The 17492-nt window shown below is 76.2% G+C and carries 9 protein-coding genes; 3 read left to right on the top strand and 6 right to left on the bottom strand.

Annotation, left to right across the window (positions count from 1 at the left end):
- Positions 1–3: 3 nt before the first annotated feature.
- The 3 genes from fes to ACIPSC_RS28610 all read left to right on the top strand — a co-directional run bounded on the left by fes (position 4) and on the right by ACIPSC_RS28610 (position 2774).
- Positions 4–1197: an enterochelin esterase gene (fes, locus tag ACIPSC_RS28620; protein WP_400829274.1), complete on the top strand. Its 1194-nt coding sequence runs from the start codon at positions 4–6 to the stop codon at positions 1195–1197.
- 151 nt (positions 1198–1348) lie between these two features.
- Positions 1349–1681 (top strand): hypothetical protein, encoded by a 333-nt coding sequence (locus ACIPSC_RS28615; protein WP_400829272.1) that lies wholly within the window; start codon positions 1349–1351, stop codon positions 1679–1681.
- Between the two features lie 145 nt (positions 1682–1826).
- Entirely contained in the window at positions 1827–2774 is a 948-nt protein-coding gene (locus tag ACIPSC_RS28610; protein ID WP_400829270.1) for a GNAT family N-acetyltransferase, read from the top strand.
- 48 nt (positions 2775–2822) lie between these two features.
- Here the strand turns inward: ACIPSC_RS28610 and ACIPSC_RS28605 are convergent, their stop codons facing one another.
- The 6 genes from ACIPSC_RS28605 to ACIPSC_RS28580 all read right to left on the bottom strand — a co-directional run bounded on the left by ACIPSC_RS28605 (position 2823) and on the right by ACIPSC_RS28580 (position 17431).
- Positions 2823–4595 (bottom strand): ABC transporter ATP-binding protein, encoded by a 1773-nt coding sequence (locus tag ACIPSC_RS28605; RefSeq protein WP_400829268.1) that lies wholly within the window; start codon positions 4593–4595, stop codon positions 2823–2825.
- 312 nt (positions 4596–4907) lie between these two features.
- Positions 4908–5045, bottom strand: a complete 138-nt coding sequence (locus ACIPSC_RS28600) for a SapB/AmfS family lanthipeptide (protein WP_176189324.1) — start codon at positions 5043–5045, stop codon at positions 4908–4910.
- A 98-nt stretch (positions 5046–5143) separates the two neighbouring features.
- Entirely contained in the window at positions 5144–7798 is a 2655-nt protein-coding gene (lanKC, locus tag ACIPSC_RS28595) for a class III lanthionine synthetase LanKC (RefSeq protein ID WP_400829265.1), read from the bottom strand.
- 735 nt (positions 7799–8533) lie between these two features.
- On the bottom strand, positions 8534–9949 hold the full coding sequence (locus ACIPSC_RS28590; protein ID WP_400829263.1) for a DHA2 family efflux MFS transporter permease subunit: 1416 nt from the start codon (positions 9947–9949) through the stop codon (positions 8534–8536).
- The gene (locus ACIPSC_RS28585) at positions 9946–10143 is read right to left on the bottom strand and encodes an MbtH family protein (protein WP_400829261.1); all 198 of its coding nucleotides are present in this window, start codon (positions 10141–10143) and stop codon (positions 9946–9948) included. Before ACIPSC_RS28585 ends, ACIPSC_RS28590 begins: the two co-directional genes overlap by 4 nt.
- Positions 10136–17431: an amino acid adenylation domain-containing protein gene (locus tag ACIPSC_RS28580; protein ID WP_400829259.1), complete on the bottom strand. Its 7296-nt coding sequence runs from the start codon at positions 17429–17431 to the stop codon at positions 10136–10138. Before ACIPSC_RS28580 ends, ACIPSC_RS28585 begins: the two co-directional genes overlap by 8 nt.
- Positions 17432–17492 lie beyond the last annotated feature (61 nt).

The following is a 17492-nucleotide window of genomic DNA, read 5'->3' as shown; positions in this document are numbered from 1 at the left end:
ACCGTGCAGAGCCACTTCCCGCCCTCCGACGAGGAGTTCTGGGCCCGCGTCGCCGCCGAGGGCGCACCGCTGGTGGACCCGGACCCGGACGACCCGGCCTACCGGCTGGTCACCTTCGTCCACCGCGACGAGCCGGCCGACGATCCCGCCGACGCCGTGCTCGCCCTCGTCCACACCGTCACCGACAAGGACCGGCACGCCGGCGACCTCGCCCCGCACCTGATGCGGCGCCGGCCGGGCGGCTGGTCCCACACCTACCGGCTGCGCGCCGACCACCGGGCCTCGTACCAGCTGTACCCGGTGCGGGGTGCCGTGCCGGGCACGGCGCGCGCCGACTGGCTCCGCGTCCTGGACGGCGCCCGCCCCGACCCGCTCGCCCCCGGCCCGCAGCTGCCCGCGCGCGACGGCCGCCGGCCGTCCTCGGTGCTCAGCCTGCCGGACGCCCCCGCCCAGCCGTACGCGCAGCGGCGCGCGGACGTGCCGCGCGGGCGGACGGTGGCCGCCGAGGTGGCGGGGCGCCGGGTGGACGTCCGCCTCCCCGCCGGAGCCGGCGCCGCGGCCGGGGCCGACGGCGGGCCGCTGCCGGTCCTGGTGCTGCTGGACGGCGAGATGTGGGGCGAGGTGCTGGCCGTCGGCGACACCCTCGACAACCTCGCCGCCGACGGCGTGATCCCGCCGACCGCCGCCCTGCTCGTCCACACCATGGGCCCGGGCCGCCCCGAGGACCTGAGCTGCAACCCCGGCTTCGTCGACCTCCTGGCCGACCGGCTGCTGCCGTGGGCCGCCGCCGAGCACGGCACGGCGCTCGCGCCGGACCGCACGGTGATCGCCGGCCAGAGCGCGGGCGGCCTGACCGCCGCGTTCGCCGCCTTCCGCAGGCCTGACCGGTTCGGCAACGCGCTCTGCCAGTCCGGCTCGTTCTGGTGGCCGGACGGGACGGATTTCGACGCCGGCAGCGAGTGGCTGACCAGGCAGTTCGCGGCGGAGCAGCGCCGGGAGGCGCGGTTCTGGGTCGAGGTCGGCCTGCAGGAGTGGATGCTGCTGACGCAGAACCGCCACCTGCGGGACGTCCTGGTGGCCCGCGGCTACGACGTCGCGTATCGCGAGTTCAACGGCGGCCACGACTACGCCTGTTGGCGCGGCGGCCTGGCCGACGGCCTGGTCCACCTGCTGGGCTCGCCCGCACGCAAGGGCTGAGGTCTGCCGCGACGACGGCGGGTCCGGACGCCGCGCGCCGGCGGGCCGGTACCCGCCGCGCGGGCGTGTTGACCCATGGTTCGTAGGCGATCGTCAACTAGTGTGCGTCGACAAGGTGACAGGTGACGTCACATCGACGAAAGGGCTGATCATGGTCGAGAACTACACGGATCTGCCGGCGCCGGAGTCCGTGCGCGTCATCGACTTCGACGAGGCGCAGGCCGTCCCGGGGATCGTGCCGGGCACGTTCATCCTCGTCGTCAGCGGGGTCATGCCCTACCAGAACATGACGGTCCGCCTGTCGCCGCGGGTCTACATCGAGCGGCCGGAGTACTGGGGCATCGAGGTCGTCGGCACGCTGCCCGGCATCGGACTCCCCGCGACCGCCCCGTACACCGTGTCCCTGCCGCTGGACGGCATCCTCGGGATCAGGGGGATCGAGGTGATCGGGGCGTACCGGTCCCAGCAGATCTCCGTGCCGTAGCCGCACCCGGCGCAGCACCCCCGGGGTCTGCGGACCCGGTCGAACCGTCCGGGTCCGCAGATCCTGGAGAGGGCCGGGCCTCCGGGGCGGCCGGAGGGGCCGTTCCCGTGCGGGCCACGAACCGGATTCTATACAATGTCACATTGTGACTCCTCGTCCGTTCCAGCCCTCCGTCGACTACCCGCCGCTGGCCAGGCTGCTCTCCGCCGCCGGGCCGAGGCCCGTCACGCCGGCGGAGCTGCGCGCCCAGGACGCCCAACTGCCGCCCACCGGAAGCCTCTTCGCCGGACCGGACGGAATGCTCACCGGTTTCGGACGGATCCGCCTCGTGGAGCCCGGCCCGGACGGCGAGCTCGCCGCCTTCGCCACCGCCTGGCGGGCGCCGTGGACGCCGCCCGGCGACATCGCCTCGCTCGTCGTCGGCACGAGGGGCCTGGCACCCGAGCGCCTGCTCCCCCTGATGGACGCCCTGGAACGCTGGGCCCGCGGCGCGGGCGCCCGGCGGATCCTCGGCGAACTGGCCCAGGGCCACCCGGAACTGCTCCGCCTCGCGATCCAGCGTGGCCACCGGATCGACGCACACATCCGAACGGCCACGGCCCGGCTGGACACCCTCCCGCCGGCCGTGCCCCCGCCCGGCATCCGCCTGAGCACCCTCGCGACCACCTCCGCCCCGCAGCCGGCCCTCCAGCTCTACCGGCTCTACCGCGAGACCCTGCGCGACAACCCCGGCTTCGTCGACGCGCTGCCCGACTTCGACCACTGGTACGCGGAGGCGGTGGCCGGCGAAGGGTGCCGCCCGGACTGGATGTTCACCGCGGAGTGCGCGGGCCGGATCGTCGGCGTCACCGCCGCCCGCGCCACCGGCGACCCGCGCACCTGCCACATCGACTACACCGGCGTGCTGCGCCCCTGGCGGGGGCGCGGCCTCGCCCGGAGCCTCAAGCTGCACGCGGCCCGACGCCTCGCCGGCCACGGCGTGCGGACCGCCCGCACCGAGGTCGAGGCCGGCAACGCGCCGATGGTCGCGGTCAATTCGGCCCTCGGGTACCGCTGGGGGCCGGGACACCACCGGCTGGTGAAGCAGCTCTGACCCCTCCCCGGCACCGGCACCGGCCACCCGCGCCACCGACCGCCCGCGCTACCGACCGCCGAGCAGTGACGGCCCGGCCTGGCTGGCCACCAGTTCCCGGTACGGGAGGCAGCGGGTCAGCAGGGTCGGGTGGTCGGCGGCGTCGACGACGGTGCCGCGGTTCATCATGATCACGTGGTCGGCCCGCTGGACCGTGGAGAGCCGGTGGGCGACCACGACCACGGCCCGGTGGCGGGCCAGGCGCTCCACGATCTCGCGGAACCGCAGTTCGTTGAGGCCGTCCAGCTGGCTGGTGGGCTCGTCCAGCAGGACGATGTCGGCGTCGGCGAGCAGCGCCCGGGCCAGCGCCATCCGCTGCCGCTGGCCACCGGAGAGGTCCGACTCGCGGCCCAGGACGGTGTCCAGGCCCCGCGGGAGGCGGGCGACGTCCTCGGTCAGGCCGACGGCGGCCAGCGCCTCGGCCAGCTCGCCGTCGGCGGCCGCGCCGGCCCGGCCGAGCTGCAGATTCTCCCGGGCGGTGGCTTCCAGCAGGGTGAACGCCTGGTCCACGTAGGCCATCCGGGCGCGCAGCGCGCCCAGCGGCCAGCTCCCGGTGTCGTGGCCGAGGACGCTGATCGCCCCGGCGGAGGGCCGGACGAACCGGCCGATGAGCGAGAGCGCGGTGGTCTTCCCGGCGCCGGACGGCCCGACCACCGCCGTCAGTCCGGTGCGCGGCACGCTGAAGGAGACGGCGCGCAGGGCGGCGTCCTCCGACCCGCCGTGGGTGTAGGTGACGGAGCGGAAGACCACGGCCGGGGCGTCCGGTGCCGGTGCCGGGGCGGTCCGGTCGGCGTCGTCCGGGTCGGCCTCCAGCGGCAGGGCGAGCAGGTCGTTGCAGCGGTCCCGGGCCGCCAGCCCCGCCTGGAGCCGTCCGAAGCCGGTGGCCAGGGTGTTCACGGACGGGACGGTCTGGAGCAGGTAGAGCAGGAACGCGGCGAAGGCCGCCACCTCCAGGTCGCCGGCCGCCATCCGGGCCCCGCCGGTGAGGATCACCGCGATCATCGCGAACTGGTTGCCGAGCGTCAGTACCGCGGGCACCAGCGCGCCGAGGCGGGCCCCGGTCAGGGAGACCGCCCGCAGCTCCTCGGCGTCCTCGGCCAGGGCCCGGTCGGCCACCGGTTCGGCCCGGTACGCCTTGATCGTGGTGAGCGCTTCGAGGTTGGCCGTGAAGCGCTGGGCGATCCGCCCGACCGCGTCCTGCTGTCCGCTCACGTTGGACCTCATCCGGCGCATGATCAGCAGCACCAGGACGGTCAGCACGGCGAGCGCGGCCACGGTGACGGCGGTGAGCACCCAGTCGATCCACAGCATCACGCCGAGGGTCGCGAGGACGCTGAGCGCGGCGAGCGGCAGCTGGGTCGCCACCTCGACCACCTGGCGCAGCAGCTGCGCGTCGGAGGTGACCCGGGCGGCGAGGTCGCCGGTGCCGCGGGCGCGCACCACGGGCAGCGGCAGCCGCAGCGCGTGCGCCATGATGCCGACCCGCAGGCGGTAGGTCATCCGCTCGCCGATCCGGGCGAGTTGGAAGCCCGAGAGGGCCTGGGCCAGTGCCCCGCCGACGGCGGCACCGGCCATCATCAGCAGGCCGGGGGCGAGCGAGCGGTGGGCGGAGAAGTCGCCGACGATCTTCTGCACCAGCAGCGGGAGCGCGAGCGCGGCGGCGGTGGCGGCCACGGCGAGCAGCAGGGCCACGACGAGCCGGACGGGCTGGGCGGCGAGTTCACGGCGCAGCCGGACCGGCGACGGCACGGGGGTCTCGGCGTTGGGGGGCTGGTCGGCCACGGGTTGCCTCTCTGCTGGGGCCGGTGTGCCGCCGCGGCCGGCCGGGCCGCGCGGGCGGCCGATCGGGGCAGACGGACCGGCGAGGACGGGCGGACACGGGCGGACACGGACGGGCGGGCACGGACCGGCGGCGCGGCGGAGGACTCGCGGGACCCCCGACGGGCCCGCCCCGGAACCCCGCCGACCACTTACCGGGCCGACCATTGGACCGGGCCGCAGCGGAGACCGCTGCGGCCCGGTGACCGGCCAGGTGCCCGGAGATCACCGGGCCGGCCTCGCCGTACTACCCCGCCCTACGGGCGGGGGTACGGCTCAGAGGCAGAGGAGCGTGCTGACCGTGCTGGTGCCGCAGTTGAGCACGCTCAGCGAGCTGGTGCTCGCGAGGGTGTCGTCGATCGGGGCCGCCTCGGTCTCGGGCAGCTCCATGGTCTGGAGGTCGAGGATCGCCATGACGTTCTCCTTCACTGTGCGGTGAATCACCCGGCCGGGCGGCCGGGAGCCTTGGGGGCGCGGCAGTCGCGCCCGGGGCGGACGGGCCGGGCGGCCCGTCAGCGGGGGGTGGGGCGCGAGCGCGGCGGTGCGGTGCCGGGCGCCCCGGTGAACGGGAGGAAGGGGGTGCCGGCGAGGGCCGTGCCCAGCGCCAGCAGCACTCCGGCGGAGCCGGTGGCGAGGTCGGTCGAGAGCCGGAGCAGCTGGTCGCCGGGGAAGGCGAGCCACCCCCGGTAGGGGATCTGGTGCAGGGCCAGCAGGGCGCGCTGCCGGTCCAGCAGCGTCGCACCGCCCGCCTCCCCCACGCCGGGGCCCTCGACCGGACCGACGGTGCCGGGCGGGGCGACGCCCGCGGCGCGCCTCTGGGTGAGCGCGAGGTAGCCGAGCAGTCCGGCCCGCCCGTTGAACAGACCGGGCTGGATGACGAACTCGGGCTCGCCGGCGCGCCGGATCGGCGCCTCCCGGTCCGCCAGGGCGGAGTCCGGCCGGTGGGCGAGCAGCGCGTCCAGCGCCAGCCCGATGCCCGCACTGCCGGTCTCGATGTAGGGCAGGACCCGGCGGCCGTCGACCACCTGGAGCGTCCCGTCGCCGACCCTGACGCACCGTTCGAGGTCCAGCTCCAGCAGGGTCTCGGCCTGGTCGAGCAGGGCGTGGTCGCCGGTGTGCTCGTGCAGCCGGACCAGGGCGAGCGCGGCACCCGAGGCACCGGCCAGCAGTCCGGCGCGGCGCCGGGGGTCGCTGTTCCCCGCCTTCTCCCACGCCCCGGCGGCGGACCTGGCCTGGGTGAGCGCCTCCTCCAGCAGCCGGTCGTCGCGGGTGGCGAGGGCGAAGTGGAGCAGTGTGAGGGCGATGCCGGGGCCGCCGGCGGCCAGGCCCGATCCCGGTTCGGCCCCTGCGGCCGCGGCCTCGGTGAGCCGGTGCAGGAGCTCCACCGCCTGCTCGTGCTCGCCCAGCAGGTCCAGGACGTAGGCCACGCCGTGGCCGCCCTGGTAGAGGCCGGCCGGGAGGGTGCGGCCGCGGGCGGCGGCGGCCAGCCAGCGGACGTGGCCGGGGTCGACGGCGACACCGGTGGCGTGCAGGGCGTAGAGCACGCCGGCCGCGCCGTGGGCCAGGCCGAGCCCGCCCTGGGTGAACTGGGCGACGTCGCCCGGGAAGAGCCGGTCGGCGCGGTCGGGGGTGGCCGCCGCGGCGATGCCGGCGGCGAGCGAGTCCCGGATCGCCGGCCAGTCGGCGACCGGCGCCTCCAGCAGCGCCCTGGTCTCGGCGCGGCCGAGGTCGAGTTCGGGGCGGGGCGTCCGGCCGTCGGCGGGGGCGGAGCCGAGGTAGCGGCGGATGTCGTCGGTGTAGCCGGCCGGCACCGGGAAGCGGCGTTCGACGGCGTCCGCCAGCTGCCCGGCCTTGCCCGGGTCGAGGGCGGTGAGCTGGACCAGCGGGAAGAAGAGCCAGAGGCGGAGCGCCGCCAGCCCGTACCGGTCGATGTCCGCCCCGGTGTAGCCGAGCGGTGCGGTGAATCCCGCGGCTCCCAGCGCGGGCCGGAGGAAGTCGTCGAGGGTGCTGGCGAGTTCGAAGTCGATGAAGCTGAGCTCGCCGTCCGGTCTGATGATCAGGTTGCGCGGGTGGAGGTCGCCGAAGACCACGCCACGGGCGTGGATCCCCGCCAGGGCCCGCTCCACCTGCTCGACGATCGCGAGGGCGTCGCGGGTGTACTCGGCGACGGCCTCCTCGTCGGTGCCGGGGTGGATCAACGGGTAGCGGGCCGTCAGCCACTCGCTGAGGGACTGCCCCTCGACGTACTCCTGGACCAGGAACTCGTGCTCCCAGGCGGTCAGCAGTCCGTGTTCGGCGGGCACGCCGGGTGCGCCGGCGAGGCGGGCGAGGATGCCGTGCTCGTTGCGGAGCCGGGTCACCGCGTCGACGCCGCGCTGGTCCAGGCCGGCGAACGGACGGGCCTCCTTCAGCACCACCGGCGGCCGGTCCGCGCCGCCGCGGGCCAGGTAGACGCCGCCGGCGTTGGAGAAGTGCAGGACGCGCTCCACCGTGTACGGCAGCCCGGTGTCCTGCTGGGCCGCGCGCTCGGCCACGGCCGCGGCGATGCAGTCCGGGACGGGCGCCCAGGGCGGGACGGCGAAGCCGGCACCCCGGACGTCCGGGACGAGCCGTCCGTCCGGCCCGGTGAGGGCGAGCACCCGCTCCCCCTGCTCGTTGCGGCAGTAGCGCTCGGCGAAGCCGCCGTACCGGAGGTAGAGCGGCCCGTCGGCCCAGCGCAGGTCGCTGAGGATGTAGGGGCCCTTGCGGCCGGCCAGCAGCCGGCCGAGCCCGTGGAGACATCGCTCCAGCTCCGCGTCGTCCACCGGGTACAGCGTGCAGAACTTCCCGCTGGAGCCGCGTGGCGCGTACTTGGAGTTCTGCACCTGGAGGATCGGCAGCCCGCGCAGGAACTTGAAGGTGATGCGCTCGCTCAGGCAGTAGGAGTGAACGGTCTCCAGAACCTCCTCCGCGGTCTCGGTGCACGAGGAGACGTGGATCTTCCAGCCCTGGTCGGGGATCCGGACGCCGGTGGGACGCACGACGGACCACATCTCCAGCTCGCTGCGCTCCCAGCCCTCGGGCAACGGCCGGGTGACGGCGGCGAACTCCTCGTGCGCTCCCCAGCGCCGGGGCGAGTCGTAGAAGAGCGGGTCGGCGTAGGCGTAGGCCTCGTACCGGTTGTCCAACGGAACCCTCCTCGGTGCAGGGATCTGCGCAGGCGGGACGACGGAGAATGCTGGTGATGGTGGAGAGCCGGTGTCTGTCGCGCCCGGCGTCGCGGAAGTGCCGGCCGGAAGCCACGGTGTGGAAGTGCCGTATGGCGATGCGACCATCAGAATAGTGGAGCCACAGAGGATCCATCTGCAACGGCGCACTTTCCATACGACGGAACGATTCTGCGCACCGGATCGCGCCCCGATCCGGCCTGCGAGCCGGGCGCGGGACGGTGCGCCACCGCATGGCGCGGACAGGCCGGGACAGTGCGTGCGCGCCGCCCGGGGCGATCACCCCGGCGCGGCCGACCGGCCGGGAGCCACCCACCTCACCTGCGACGATGCCGTTGCTCCGCCCCAGCCCGGGCGGCGGCGGCCGGACCGGCGCCCCCGTGGCGGGCTCCGGCGCACGCCCGGCGGAGGGCGGGATTCCGCCTCTCGGCGTTCACCTGCCCGGACACCGGGAATCCTCCAGAATTGGCGAACGTAATATCATCTGCCGCATCTCTGTTCTATTAAGGAATTTATCCACGGACGCGGATTATTCCTTTCCGCTCGGCGCCCCGAGGGCCCGGAAACGCCCGACGGCACCCGAAAGCACCCGCGGAGGGCACCCGGAAATACGGCCGACCCCGGGAACCGCCGGGCGAAACCGCGGCGAGCCCGCCCCCGAAAGGCCGGGGGCGGGCTCGCGCGGGTCCTGCCGTGCTAATCCGGCGGCGGCCCCGGGGCCTCGCGGGGGAGGCGGGCCGCGACCAGCGTGCCGGCGGCGACCAGCACCGCCGTCAGGAGCAGCGCCGCCCGGTAGGGGCCGGGCTCGGCCGCGTGGGTGCCGTCCTCGGCGAGAACGCCGACCAGGGCGGCCGTGGCGGCGATGCCGAGGGCCCCGCCCAGGGTGCGGACGATGGTGAAGAGGCCCATCGCCCGTCCCATCGCGGGCGGCGGCACGTCGGCGAAGCCGGCGATCTGCAGGGTGAGCACCGCGGTGCCGAGGATCAGCCCGATGCCGAACATCAGCGCCCGGACCGCCCAGGCGTTCCCGCCGACGCCGGGGGCGGCGAGCGCGGCCAGCACGAGGGCGGCGAGGAGCAGCGCCGGCACCGCGAGCCGGCGCGGGCCGATCCGGGGCAGCAGGCGGTCCACCACCTGCGAGGCGGCCATCAGGCCGATCGCCTCCGGGAAGACGCTCAGCCCGGCGTCCAGGGCGGAGCCGCCGAGGGCCGCCTGGTGGAGCAGCGGGAAGACGAACAGCGCGCCCATCAGTGCGGCGGAGGTCAGCAGGGCCAGCCAGGTGGCCGCGCCGAAGACCCGGTCGGCGAGCAGTCTGAGGTCCACCAGCGGGTCGTCGGTGCGCAGCTGGTGCCGGACGGCGGCGCAGAGCAGCAGGAGGCCGAGCACCCCGGCGGTCGCGACGCCCGGGGAGGACCAGCCGTGCGCCGGGCCGAAGCCGAGCGCGTAGGTGAGCAGGGCGAGGCCCGGGGTGGCGAGCAGGAAGCCGGCGGTGTCGAAGCGGCCGGCCCGCTCCTCCTCACCCGCGGGCAGGCCGAGCAGACCGGTGAGGACGGCGGCCGCGCCGATCGGCACGTTCACCAGGAAGAGCCAGTGCCAGGAGAGGTGTTCGGTGAGGAAGCCGCCGAGCGGCGGGCCGAGGGCGGGCATCAGCGCGGTCGGCACGATCAGCACCTTGCCCAGCCCGGCGCGCTCGTGCGGTGCGAAGGCGCGGAAGAGCAGCGTCATCCCGACCGGGGTGAGCAGCCCGCCGGCGACGCCCTGGACGGCCCGGGCGGCGGAGAGCGTACCGAGGCCGGACGCGGCGGCGCAGAGCGCGGAGGCGAGCGTGAAGCCGGCCAGCGCGGTGAGGAAGACCCGCTTGACGCCGTACCGGTCGCCGAGCCAGCCGGCCACCGGCAGGCCGAGGGCGAGGCCGACCAGGAAGGCGGTCTCCACCGCGTTGGCGGCGGAGACCGGTCGGCCGAAGTCCTCGGCGATGGTGAACAGCGCGGGGTTGACGATCGTCGAGTCCAGGCCGTTCATGCACATCGCGGCCGTGTAGACGACGACCACCGCGACGCGCCCGGCGAACCGGGGGCGCGCCGCGGGGGCCGGGGCTGCGGCGCCGGTCACCGTACCGGGCACAGGTCGGTCCAGTGGGTGGTGATCCAGTCCAGCGCCTCGGCGCGCGGGCAGGGCCCGTGGGCGGCGGTCCAGCCGGCCGGGACGGCGGCGAAGGCCGGCCAGAGCGAGTGCTGGCCCTGGTCGTTCACGAGGGCGAGAAAGTCGCCGTCGCCGTCGAAGGGGTTGGCGGGGGCGTCACTCATGGGTGGCGTTCTCCAGGGTTGCGAGGTGTTCGGCGACCACGCGCGCGATGTGCGCGATCGGCTCGGGCAGCGTCATGTCCTTGTGCGAGCAGGCGACGTCGGTGTTGTGGATCCGGCCGGCCGTGTAGGGGGCCCAGAGTTCGGGCACCAGGGTCTCGTCGATGGTGTCGACGGTGGCGCGGAAGAACAGCACGTCGCCCTCGAAGCGGCGGTGGTCGTAGCCGCGGACCAGGTGGTTGGTGTTGAGGTAGATCCGGTTGAGCGCCTCGACCGTGGCGTCGTCCAGGCCGGCCAGCGGGCTGCCCTCGCGGCGCAGCAGCTCGGTGACGTGGGCGAGTTCGAGCGGGCGGCCGTCGAGGTCCGCGGGGCCGTAGCCGCCCATGGTGAGCAGCGCCTCCAGGGCTTCGGCCTGGTCGGGCACCGGCAGCTCCCGGAAGCCCTCGGCCGGGTAGGCGTCGAGGACGGCCAGCAGCTCGACGGTGCAGCCGAGTTCCTGCAGCCGGACGGCCATGGCGTGGGCGATGATGCCGCCGGTGGACCAGCCGAGCAGCCGGTAGGGGCCGTCGGGCCGGACCTCGCGGAGCCGGTCGACGTAGTGGGCGGCCAGCTCCTCCAGGGTGCGCGGCAGCGGCCGGCCGGCGGTGGCGGCGCCGACGCCCTGGGCCTGGAGGCCGTAGATCGGCACGTCGGCGGGCAGGTGGCGGATCAGGCCGGTGTAGCACCAGCTGAGGCCGCCGGCCGGGTGGACGGCGAACAGCGGGGCCTGCCTGCCGGGGGCGGCGGGCCGCAGCGGGAGCAGGACGTCCAGGGCGTCGGCGCCGCGCACGTCCGCGGCGAGGGCGGTGTCGAGGGCGGCCGGCGTCGGGGCCTGGAAGAGGGTGCCGATGCCGACCTCCAGGCCGAGGACGGCGCGGATCCGGCCGGCCAGGCGGACGACCAGCAGGGAGTGGCCGCCGAGGGCGAAGAAGTCGTCCTCGGGGCCGACCGCCGGCCGGCCCAGCACCTCGGCGAAGAGCTCGCAGAGCTGCTGTTCGCGCGGGTTGCGCGGGGGCCGGCCGCCGCCGCCCGCGGGGGCCTCGGGGGCGGGCAGGGCCCGGCGGTCGAGCTTGCCGTTGGCGGTCAGCGGCAGCTGCTCCAGCAGCACGACCGCGGAGGGGACCATGTGGACCGGCAGGTCGGCGGCGGTGTGGGCGCGCAGCTCGTCGGCGGTGGGCTGCGCGCCGCCGGCGGCCGGCGCCGGTACGGCGTAGCCCACCAGGCGCTTGTCGCCGGGCACGTCCTCGCGGACGATCACGGCGGCGTCGGCGACGCCCGGGTGGGCCGCCAGCACGGCCTCGATCTCGCCGAGTTCGATCCGGAAGCCGCGGATCTTGACCTGCTGGTCGGCGCGGCCGAAGTACTCCAGGACGCCGTCGGCGCGGCGGCGGGCGAGGTCGCCGGAGCGGTACATCCGGGTGCCGCGTTCGCCGAACAGCCCGGCGTGCGGGTCGGCGACGAAGCGTTCGGCGCTGAGTGCCGGGCGGCCGAGGTAGCCGCGGGCCAGGCCGGCGCCGGCCACGTACATCTCGCCGGTGACGCCGGGCGGGACGGGCTGCAGGTGCGGGTCGAGCACGTAGACGCGCAGGTCGGGGATGTTGACGCCGATGGTGCTGCTGGTGCCGGCGGCGGCGCTCGCCCGGTCGAGGGCGATGTGGGAGACGTGCACGGTGGTCTCGGTGATGCCGTACATGTTGACCAGCACGGGCGCGTCGTCGGCGTGCCGCTCGTACCAGTCGTCCAGGCGGCCGAGTTCGAGCGCCTCGCCGCCGAACACCACGTAGCGCAGGGCGAGTCGGCGGCCGGGCTGTTCCCGGTCGGCGGCGCTGAGCTGGTAGAAGGCGGACGGGGTCTGGTTGAGCACGGTGACCCGTTCGCGGGCGAGCAGGTCGAGGAAGGCCGCCGGGTCCCGGCTGACCAGGTGCGGGACGACGACCAGACGGCCGCCGTGCAGCAGGGCGCCCCAGAGCTCCCAGACCGAGAAGTCGAAGGCGTAGGAGTGGAAGAGCGTCCAGACGTCCTCGGCGCCGAAGCCGAACCAGTGGTCGGTGGCCGTGAACAGCCGGACCACGTTGTGGTGGGTGACCGGGACGCCCTTGGGCCGGCCGGTGGAGCCCGAGGTGTAGATGACGTAGGCGACGTCGTCCGCGGTGAGCGGCCGGGTGCGCTCGTGCTGGGCCAGCGGGGTGGCCGGGTGGGCGTCCGGCTCGCCGCCGTCGACCAGGATCTGCGGCACCCGGTGGGCGGGGAGGCGGTCGGCGGTGGCGGAGTCGGTGAGCAGCGCGGCGGGCGCGGCGTCGGCCAGCATGTAGGCGAGCCGGTCGGCCGGGTAGTCCGGGTCGAGCGGCAGGTAGGCCGCGCCGGACTTGGCCACCGCGAGCAGGGCGGTGACGAGTTCGAGCGAGCGCGGCAGGGCGAGCGCGACGATGGTGCCGGGGCCGATGCCGCGGGCGGCCAGCAGGCGGGCCAACCGGTCGGCGCGGGCGGAGAGTTCGGCGTAGTCGAGGCTGTCGCCCCGGTGGCTGACGGCGGTCGCGGCCGGGTTGGCGCGGGCGGCGGCCTCGAACAGTTCGGGCAGGGTGGCGCCGGGGGCGGTGGCGACCGGGGTGCCGTTCCACTCGACCAGGGCCCGGTGCCGCTCCTCCGCACTGATCAGCGGGAGCAGGCCGATCGCGGTGTCGGGCGCGGTGGCGGCGGCGGTCAGCAGCCGGGCGAGCCGGTCGGCGAGCGCCTGTGCGGTGGCCCGGTCGAACAGGTCGGTGCGGTACTCCAGGAAGCCGGCGATGCCGCCGCCGGGCCGCTCGCCCGCGTTGAGGGTGAGGTCGAACTTGGCGGTGCCGGAGGGCACGGCGGCGATCTGGGCGGTGAGCCCGCCGCCCATCGCGAACCCCGCGTCGGGGACGCTCTGCCAGGCCAGCATGACCTGGAACAGCGGGTGCCGGGCGAGTGAGCGGGGCGGGTTGAGCTCCTCGACCAGCCGGTCGAACGGCAGGTCGGCGTGGTCGTGGGCGGCCAGTACGGTGGACCGGACCCGGTCCAGCAGCGCGCGGAAGGTCGGGTCGCCCGAGGTGTCGGTGCGCAGCACCACGGAGTTGACGAAGTAGCCCACCAGGGCGGCGGCCTCGTCGCCGTCACGGCCGGCGACGGGCGTGCCGACCGGGATGTCGGTACCGCAGCCGTGCCGGGTGAGCAGCGCGGCGAGACCGGCCTGGACGGCCATGAAGACGGTGGTGCCGGTGGTGCGGGCGAGCGCCGCCAGGGCCGCGTGGGCGGCCGGCTCCAGGGTGAACGGCACGGTGGCGCCGTGGTGTCCGGCGACCGCCGGGCGCGGCCGGTCGGTGGGCAGGTCGAGCTGGTCGGGCAGGCCGGCGAGGGCCTTGCGCCAGTGGTCGAGCCGGCGGACGGCGAGCGGGCTGGGCGCTTCGGCGGTGCCGAGCAGCTGCCGCTGCCAGGCCACGTGGTCGGCGAACTGCACGGTGAGCTCCGGCAGTTCTGGCTCACGACCGGCGCTCCGGGCGGCGTAGGCGGCGGCCAGGTCGCGGGCCAGCGGGGTGGTGGAGGCGCCGTCGCCGGCGATGTGGTGGAGCAGCAGGAGCAGGGTGTGGCGGCCGTCCGGTTCGGCGAACAGGGTAGCCCGCAGCGGCCGTTCGGCGGCGAGGTCGAAGGCGTACCGGACGGCCTCGGCGAGCGAGCCGCCGTCGTGCAGCGGGACGTCGGCGGCCGGCAGGACGCGCTGGTACGGCTCGCCGTCGGCGGGCTCGACGCAGACGGTGCGCAGGGTCTCGTGCCGGGCCGCGAGGTCGGTGACGGCGCGGGCCAGGGCGGCGCGGTCGAGCGGGCCGGTCAGGGTGAGGACCAGCGGGATGTTGTAGGTGGGGCTGGGGCCTTCGAGCCGGTGCAGGAACCAGAGGCCGCGCTGGGCCGGCGAGAGCGGGAGCCGCTCGGCGCGCGGCGCCGGCACCAGCGCCGGGCGCGGTTCGGGTGCCGACCGCTCGCGCAGCAGGGCGGCGAGGGCGGCCGGGGTGGGGTGGCGGAAGACGTCGGCGAAGCCGACGGCCGCGCCGAGGGTCTCGCGCAGCCGGGCGGCCAGCCGGCCGGCCAGCAGCGAGTGGCCGCCGAGCTCGAAGAAGGAGGCGGACCGGCCGGGGGCCTCGGGCAGGCCGAGGACGGCGGCGAACAGGCCGCAGACCACCTCCTCCTGCGGAGTGGCCGGCGCGTCGCCGCCCGCCGGCGCGTCGGCGGGCGGCTCGGGCAGGGCGCGCTGGTCGAGCTTGTCGTTGCCGGTGCGCGGCAGCGCGTCCAGGACGAGCACGGCGGCGGGCACCATGTGCTCGGGCAGCCGTTCGGCGAGGGCGGCGCGCAGCGCGTCCGGGTCGGGCGCGGTACCGGGCGCGGGGACGGCGTAGCCGAGCAGCCGCTTGCCCTGCGGGCCGGGCCGGGCGATCACCACGGCCTGCGCCACGTCCGGGAGCCCGCCGAGGACGGCGGCGATCTCGCCGGGCTCGATCCGGAAGCCGCGGATCTTCACCTGGTCGTCGGCGCGGCCGAGGAACTCCAGGGTGCCGTCGGCGCGGCGGCGGGCGAGGTCGCCGGTGCGGTACATCCGGCTGCCGGGCGGGCCGAACGGGTCGGCGGAGAATCGCTCGGCGGTGAGGTCGGGGCGGCCGAGGTAGCCGCGGGCCAGGCAGGCGCCGGCCACGTAGAGCTCGCCGGGGACGCCGTCGGGGGCGGGGCGCAGCGAGGCGTCGAGGACGTAGGCGCGGGAGCCGCGGACCACCCGGCCGACGGGGGTGCCGTCCGGGCCGGGGGTCCAGGAGTAGGCGTCGACGGTGGTCTCGGTGGGCCCGTAGAGGTTGAGCGGGGCGAGGCCGTCGACGGCGGTCAGCCGCCGCCAGAGGGCGTCGGGGGTGGCCTCGCCGCCGACCACCAGCACCGCCGGGCGGTGCCGCCCCTCGTCCAGCAGGCCTTCGGCGAGGAGGACTTCGAGGTAGGAGGGGGTGACGTCGAGGTAGTCGATCCGCTCCCGGTCGACGTAGCGGGCCAGGGCGGCCGGGTCGCGGTAGGTGTCGTCGTCCAGCAGGTGCAGTTCGTGGCCGTGGACCATCCACAGCACCGGGTCCCAGGAGGCGTCGAAGGCGAACGAGGCGCTGTGGGCGACGCGCAGCCGGGTGCGGCCGGTGCGGGCGAGGGCGGGGGCGATGTGGTCCTCGCCGTGAGCGGCGTGCAGGTTGGCGAGCGAGGCGTGGGTGACCACGACGCCCTTGGGGCGGCCGGTGGAGCCGGAGGTGTGCAGCAGGTAGGCGGTCTGTTCGAGGGCCGGCCCGGGGAGCGGCTGCGCGGTGGCCGGCGAGGAGGCGGGCAGCGACGCGCCGGGCAGCAGCCCGAGTGCGGTCCGGACGGCCGGGTCGTCGAGGACGACGGCGGGCCTGCCCGGGCCGTCGGGGCCGTCCGCGCCGCCCGGGAGCGCCGCGAGGGCGGCGGCGGCGCCGACGGCGCAGACCGGGCGGGCGTCGGCCAGGATGTCCGCGATCCGCCGGCGCGGGTGGGCGAGGTCGAGCGAGAGGCAGGCGCCGCCGGCCTTGAGCACCGCGAGCATGGCGACGAGGGTGTCGGCGCTGCGCGGCAGGGCGAGCGCGACGGGCCTCCCGGCGCGCACCCCGAGGGCGGCCAGGCGGTGGGCGAGGCGGTCGGCGGCGGCGTCCAACTCGGCGAAGGTGAGCACGGATTCACCGCTCCGCAGGGCGACGGCGTCGGGGGTGCGGGCGGCCTGCTCGGCGAAGAGCACCGGCACGGTCCGGGTGACGGCGGGCTCGGCACGGCCGGCCGTGGCACGGCGCAGCGCCTCGGCGTCCAGCAGGTCGATGCGGGCGATCGGCGTCTGCGGGTCGGTCAGCAGCAGCTCCGCGAGCCCGTCGAGGTAGCGGAGCAGGCCGTCCCGGTGGGCGGCGAGCGCGTCGGCGGCGTAGCGCGCCGGGTCGGCCTCCAGGAGGAGGCGCAGGGCGCCGTCGGGCCCGGGCGAGACCGCGAGGGCCAGGTCGTCGACCGGGCCGGCGGCGAGGTTGCGGACGGTGCCGGGCAGGCCGGCCAGGTCGAGGTCGCGCTCGAACGCCTTGATGTTGACCATCGGGCCGAACAGGGCGCGCCGCTCGCCGGTGAGGGCGAGGTCGCGGCGCAGGTCCTCCAGCGGGTAGCGCTGGTGGCGGCGGACGGCGCGGAGCTCCAGGACGACGCGGCGCAGCAGGTCGGCGGCGGCGTCCCCGGGGTGCACGGCGAGGCGCAGCGGCAGCACGTTGGCGGTGGCGATCGGGGTGCGCAGGGCGGCCGGGCCTCGGCGGTTGGCCAGCGGCAGGCCGAGCACGACGTCCTCGGTGCCGGCCAGGCGGTGCAGGTAGCCGGCGGTGGCGGCGATGACCAGCTCGGCCCAGGTGGCGCGGACGGCGCCGGCGGCGCGTTCCAGACGGGCGAGCGTGCCGGCGGGCAACTCGGCGGCCAGGCGCGGGAGTCGGCCGGCGGCGGGGGCCTCCGCGGCGGAGGCCTCGGCGGCCGGGGCACCGGCCGCGGCGGTGGGCATCGCGGCGGGCATCGCGGGGAGCGTGGCCGGGCCCCCGGCGCCGGCCAGCCGGTCGCGCCAGAACGCCTGGTCCGCGGCGTAGTCGGCGCTGTCGCGGTAGGCGGCCTCCTCGGCGGCGGCCTCGGCCGGGGTGGCGAACGTGCGCGCGCCGGGCTGCTCCCCCGCGACGTACGCGGTGTACACCTCGGCGACCCGGTCGCCGATCAGGGTGAGCGCATAGGCGTCCACGGCGAGGTGGTGGACGCGCCGGTACCACCAGTGGCGGTCCTCGCCGAGCCGGATCAGGGCCTGGGTGAAGAGCGGGCCCTCGGCGAGGTCGGCGGGCCCGGCCAGGTCGGCCCGCATCCAGGCCTCGGCCTCGGCGTCCGGGTCGACGGCGGCGCGCAGGTCGAGCCGGTGCAGCGGCCAGGGGCGGCCGGGCCGCAGCCGCTGGCGCGGGGCGCCGTCCTCGGCGGCGACGACCACCGCGCCGAGCGCGTCCGCCTCGCCGACGGCCTGCCGCAGGGCACCCTCGAAGAGGTCGGCGTCGAGCGGGCCGGCGATCTCGACGGCGTCGCCGGTGTTGTAGACCGGGCTGCCGGGGTCGAGCGCCTGGGCGTACCAGATCGCCGCCTGGGTGGCGAGCAGCGGTACGTCGGCGGGATCGGCGACGGGGTCGGACGCGGCCTGGTGGGGACGCATGGTTCTGAGAGCTCCTCGGGTCCGGCGAACGGAACGCCTACTTAGGTTAGCCTAAGCTATC

Origin of the sequence: Kitasatospora sp. NPDC090091 (assembly GCF_044747365.1) — a bacterium.
GTDB lineage: Bacteria > Actinomycetota > Actinomycetes > Streptomycetales > Streptomycetaceae > Kitasatospora.
The sequence above is the reverse complement of the archived record's forward strand: the minus strand, read 5'-3'. Positions and strand labels throughout refer to the sequence as shown.

Excerpts from the sequence above, each read along its gene's own strand:
- ACIPSC_RS28615 (WP_400829272.1), top strand. The coding sequence starts at position 1,349 with ATGGTCGAGAACTACACGGATCTGCCGGCGCCGGAGTCCGTGCGCGTC.
- ACIPSC_RS28600 (WP_176189324.1), bottom strand. The coding sequence starts at position 5,045 with ATGGCGATCCTCGACCTCCAGACCATGGAGCTGCCCGAGACCGAGGCG.
- ACIPSC_RS28585 (WP_400829261.1), bottom strand. The coding sequence starts at position 10,143 with ATGAGTGACGCCCCCGCCAACCCCTTCGACGGCGACGGCGACTTTCTC.
- ACIPSC_RS28580 (WP_400829259.1), bottom strand. The coding sequence starts at position 17,431 with ATGCGTCCCCACCAGGCCGCGTCCGACCCCGTCGCCGATCCCGCCGAC.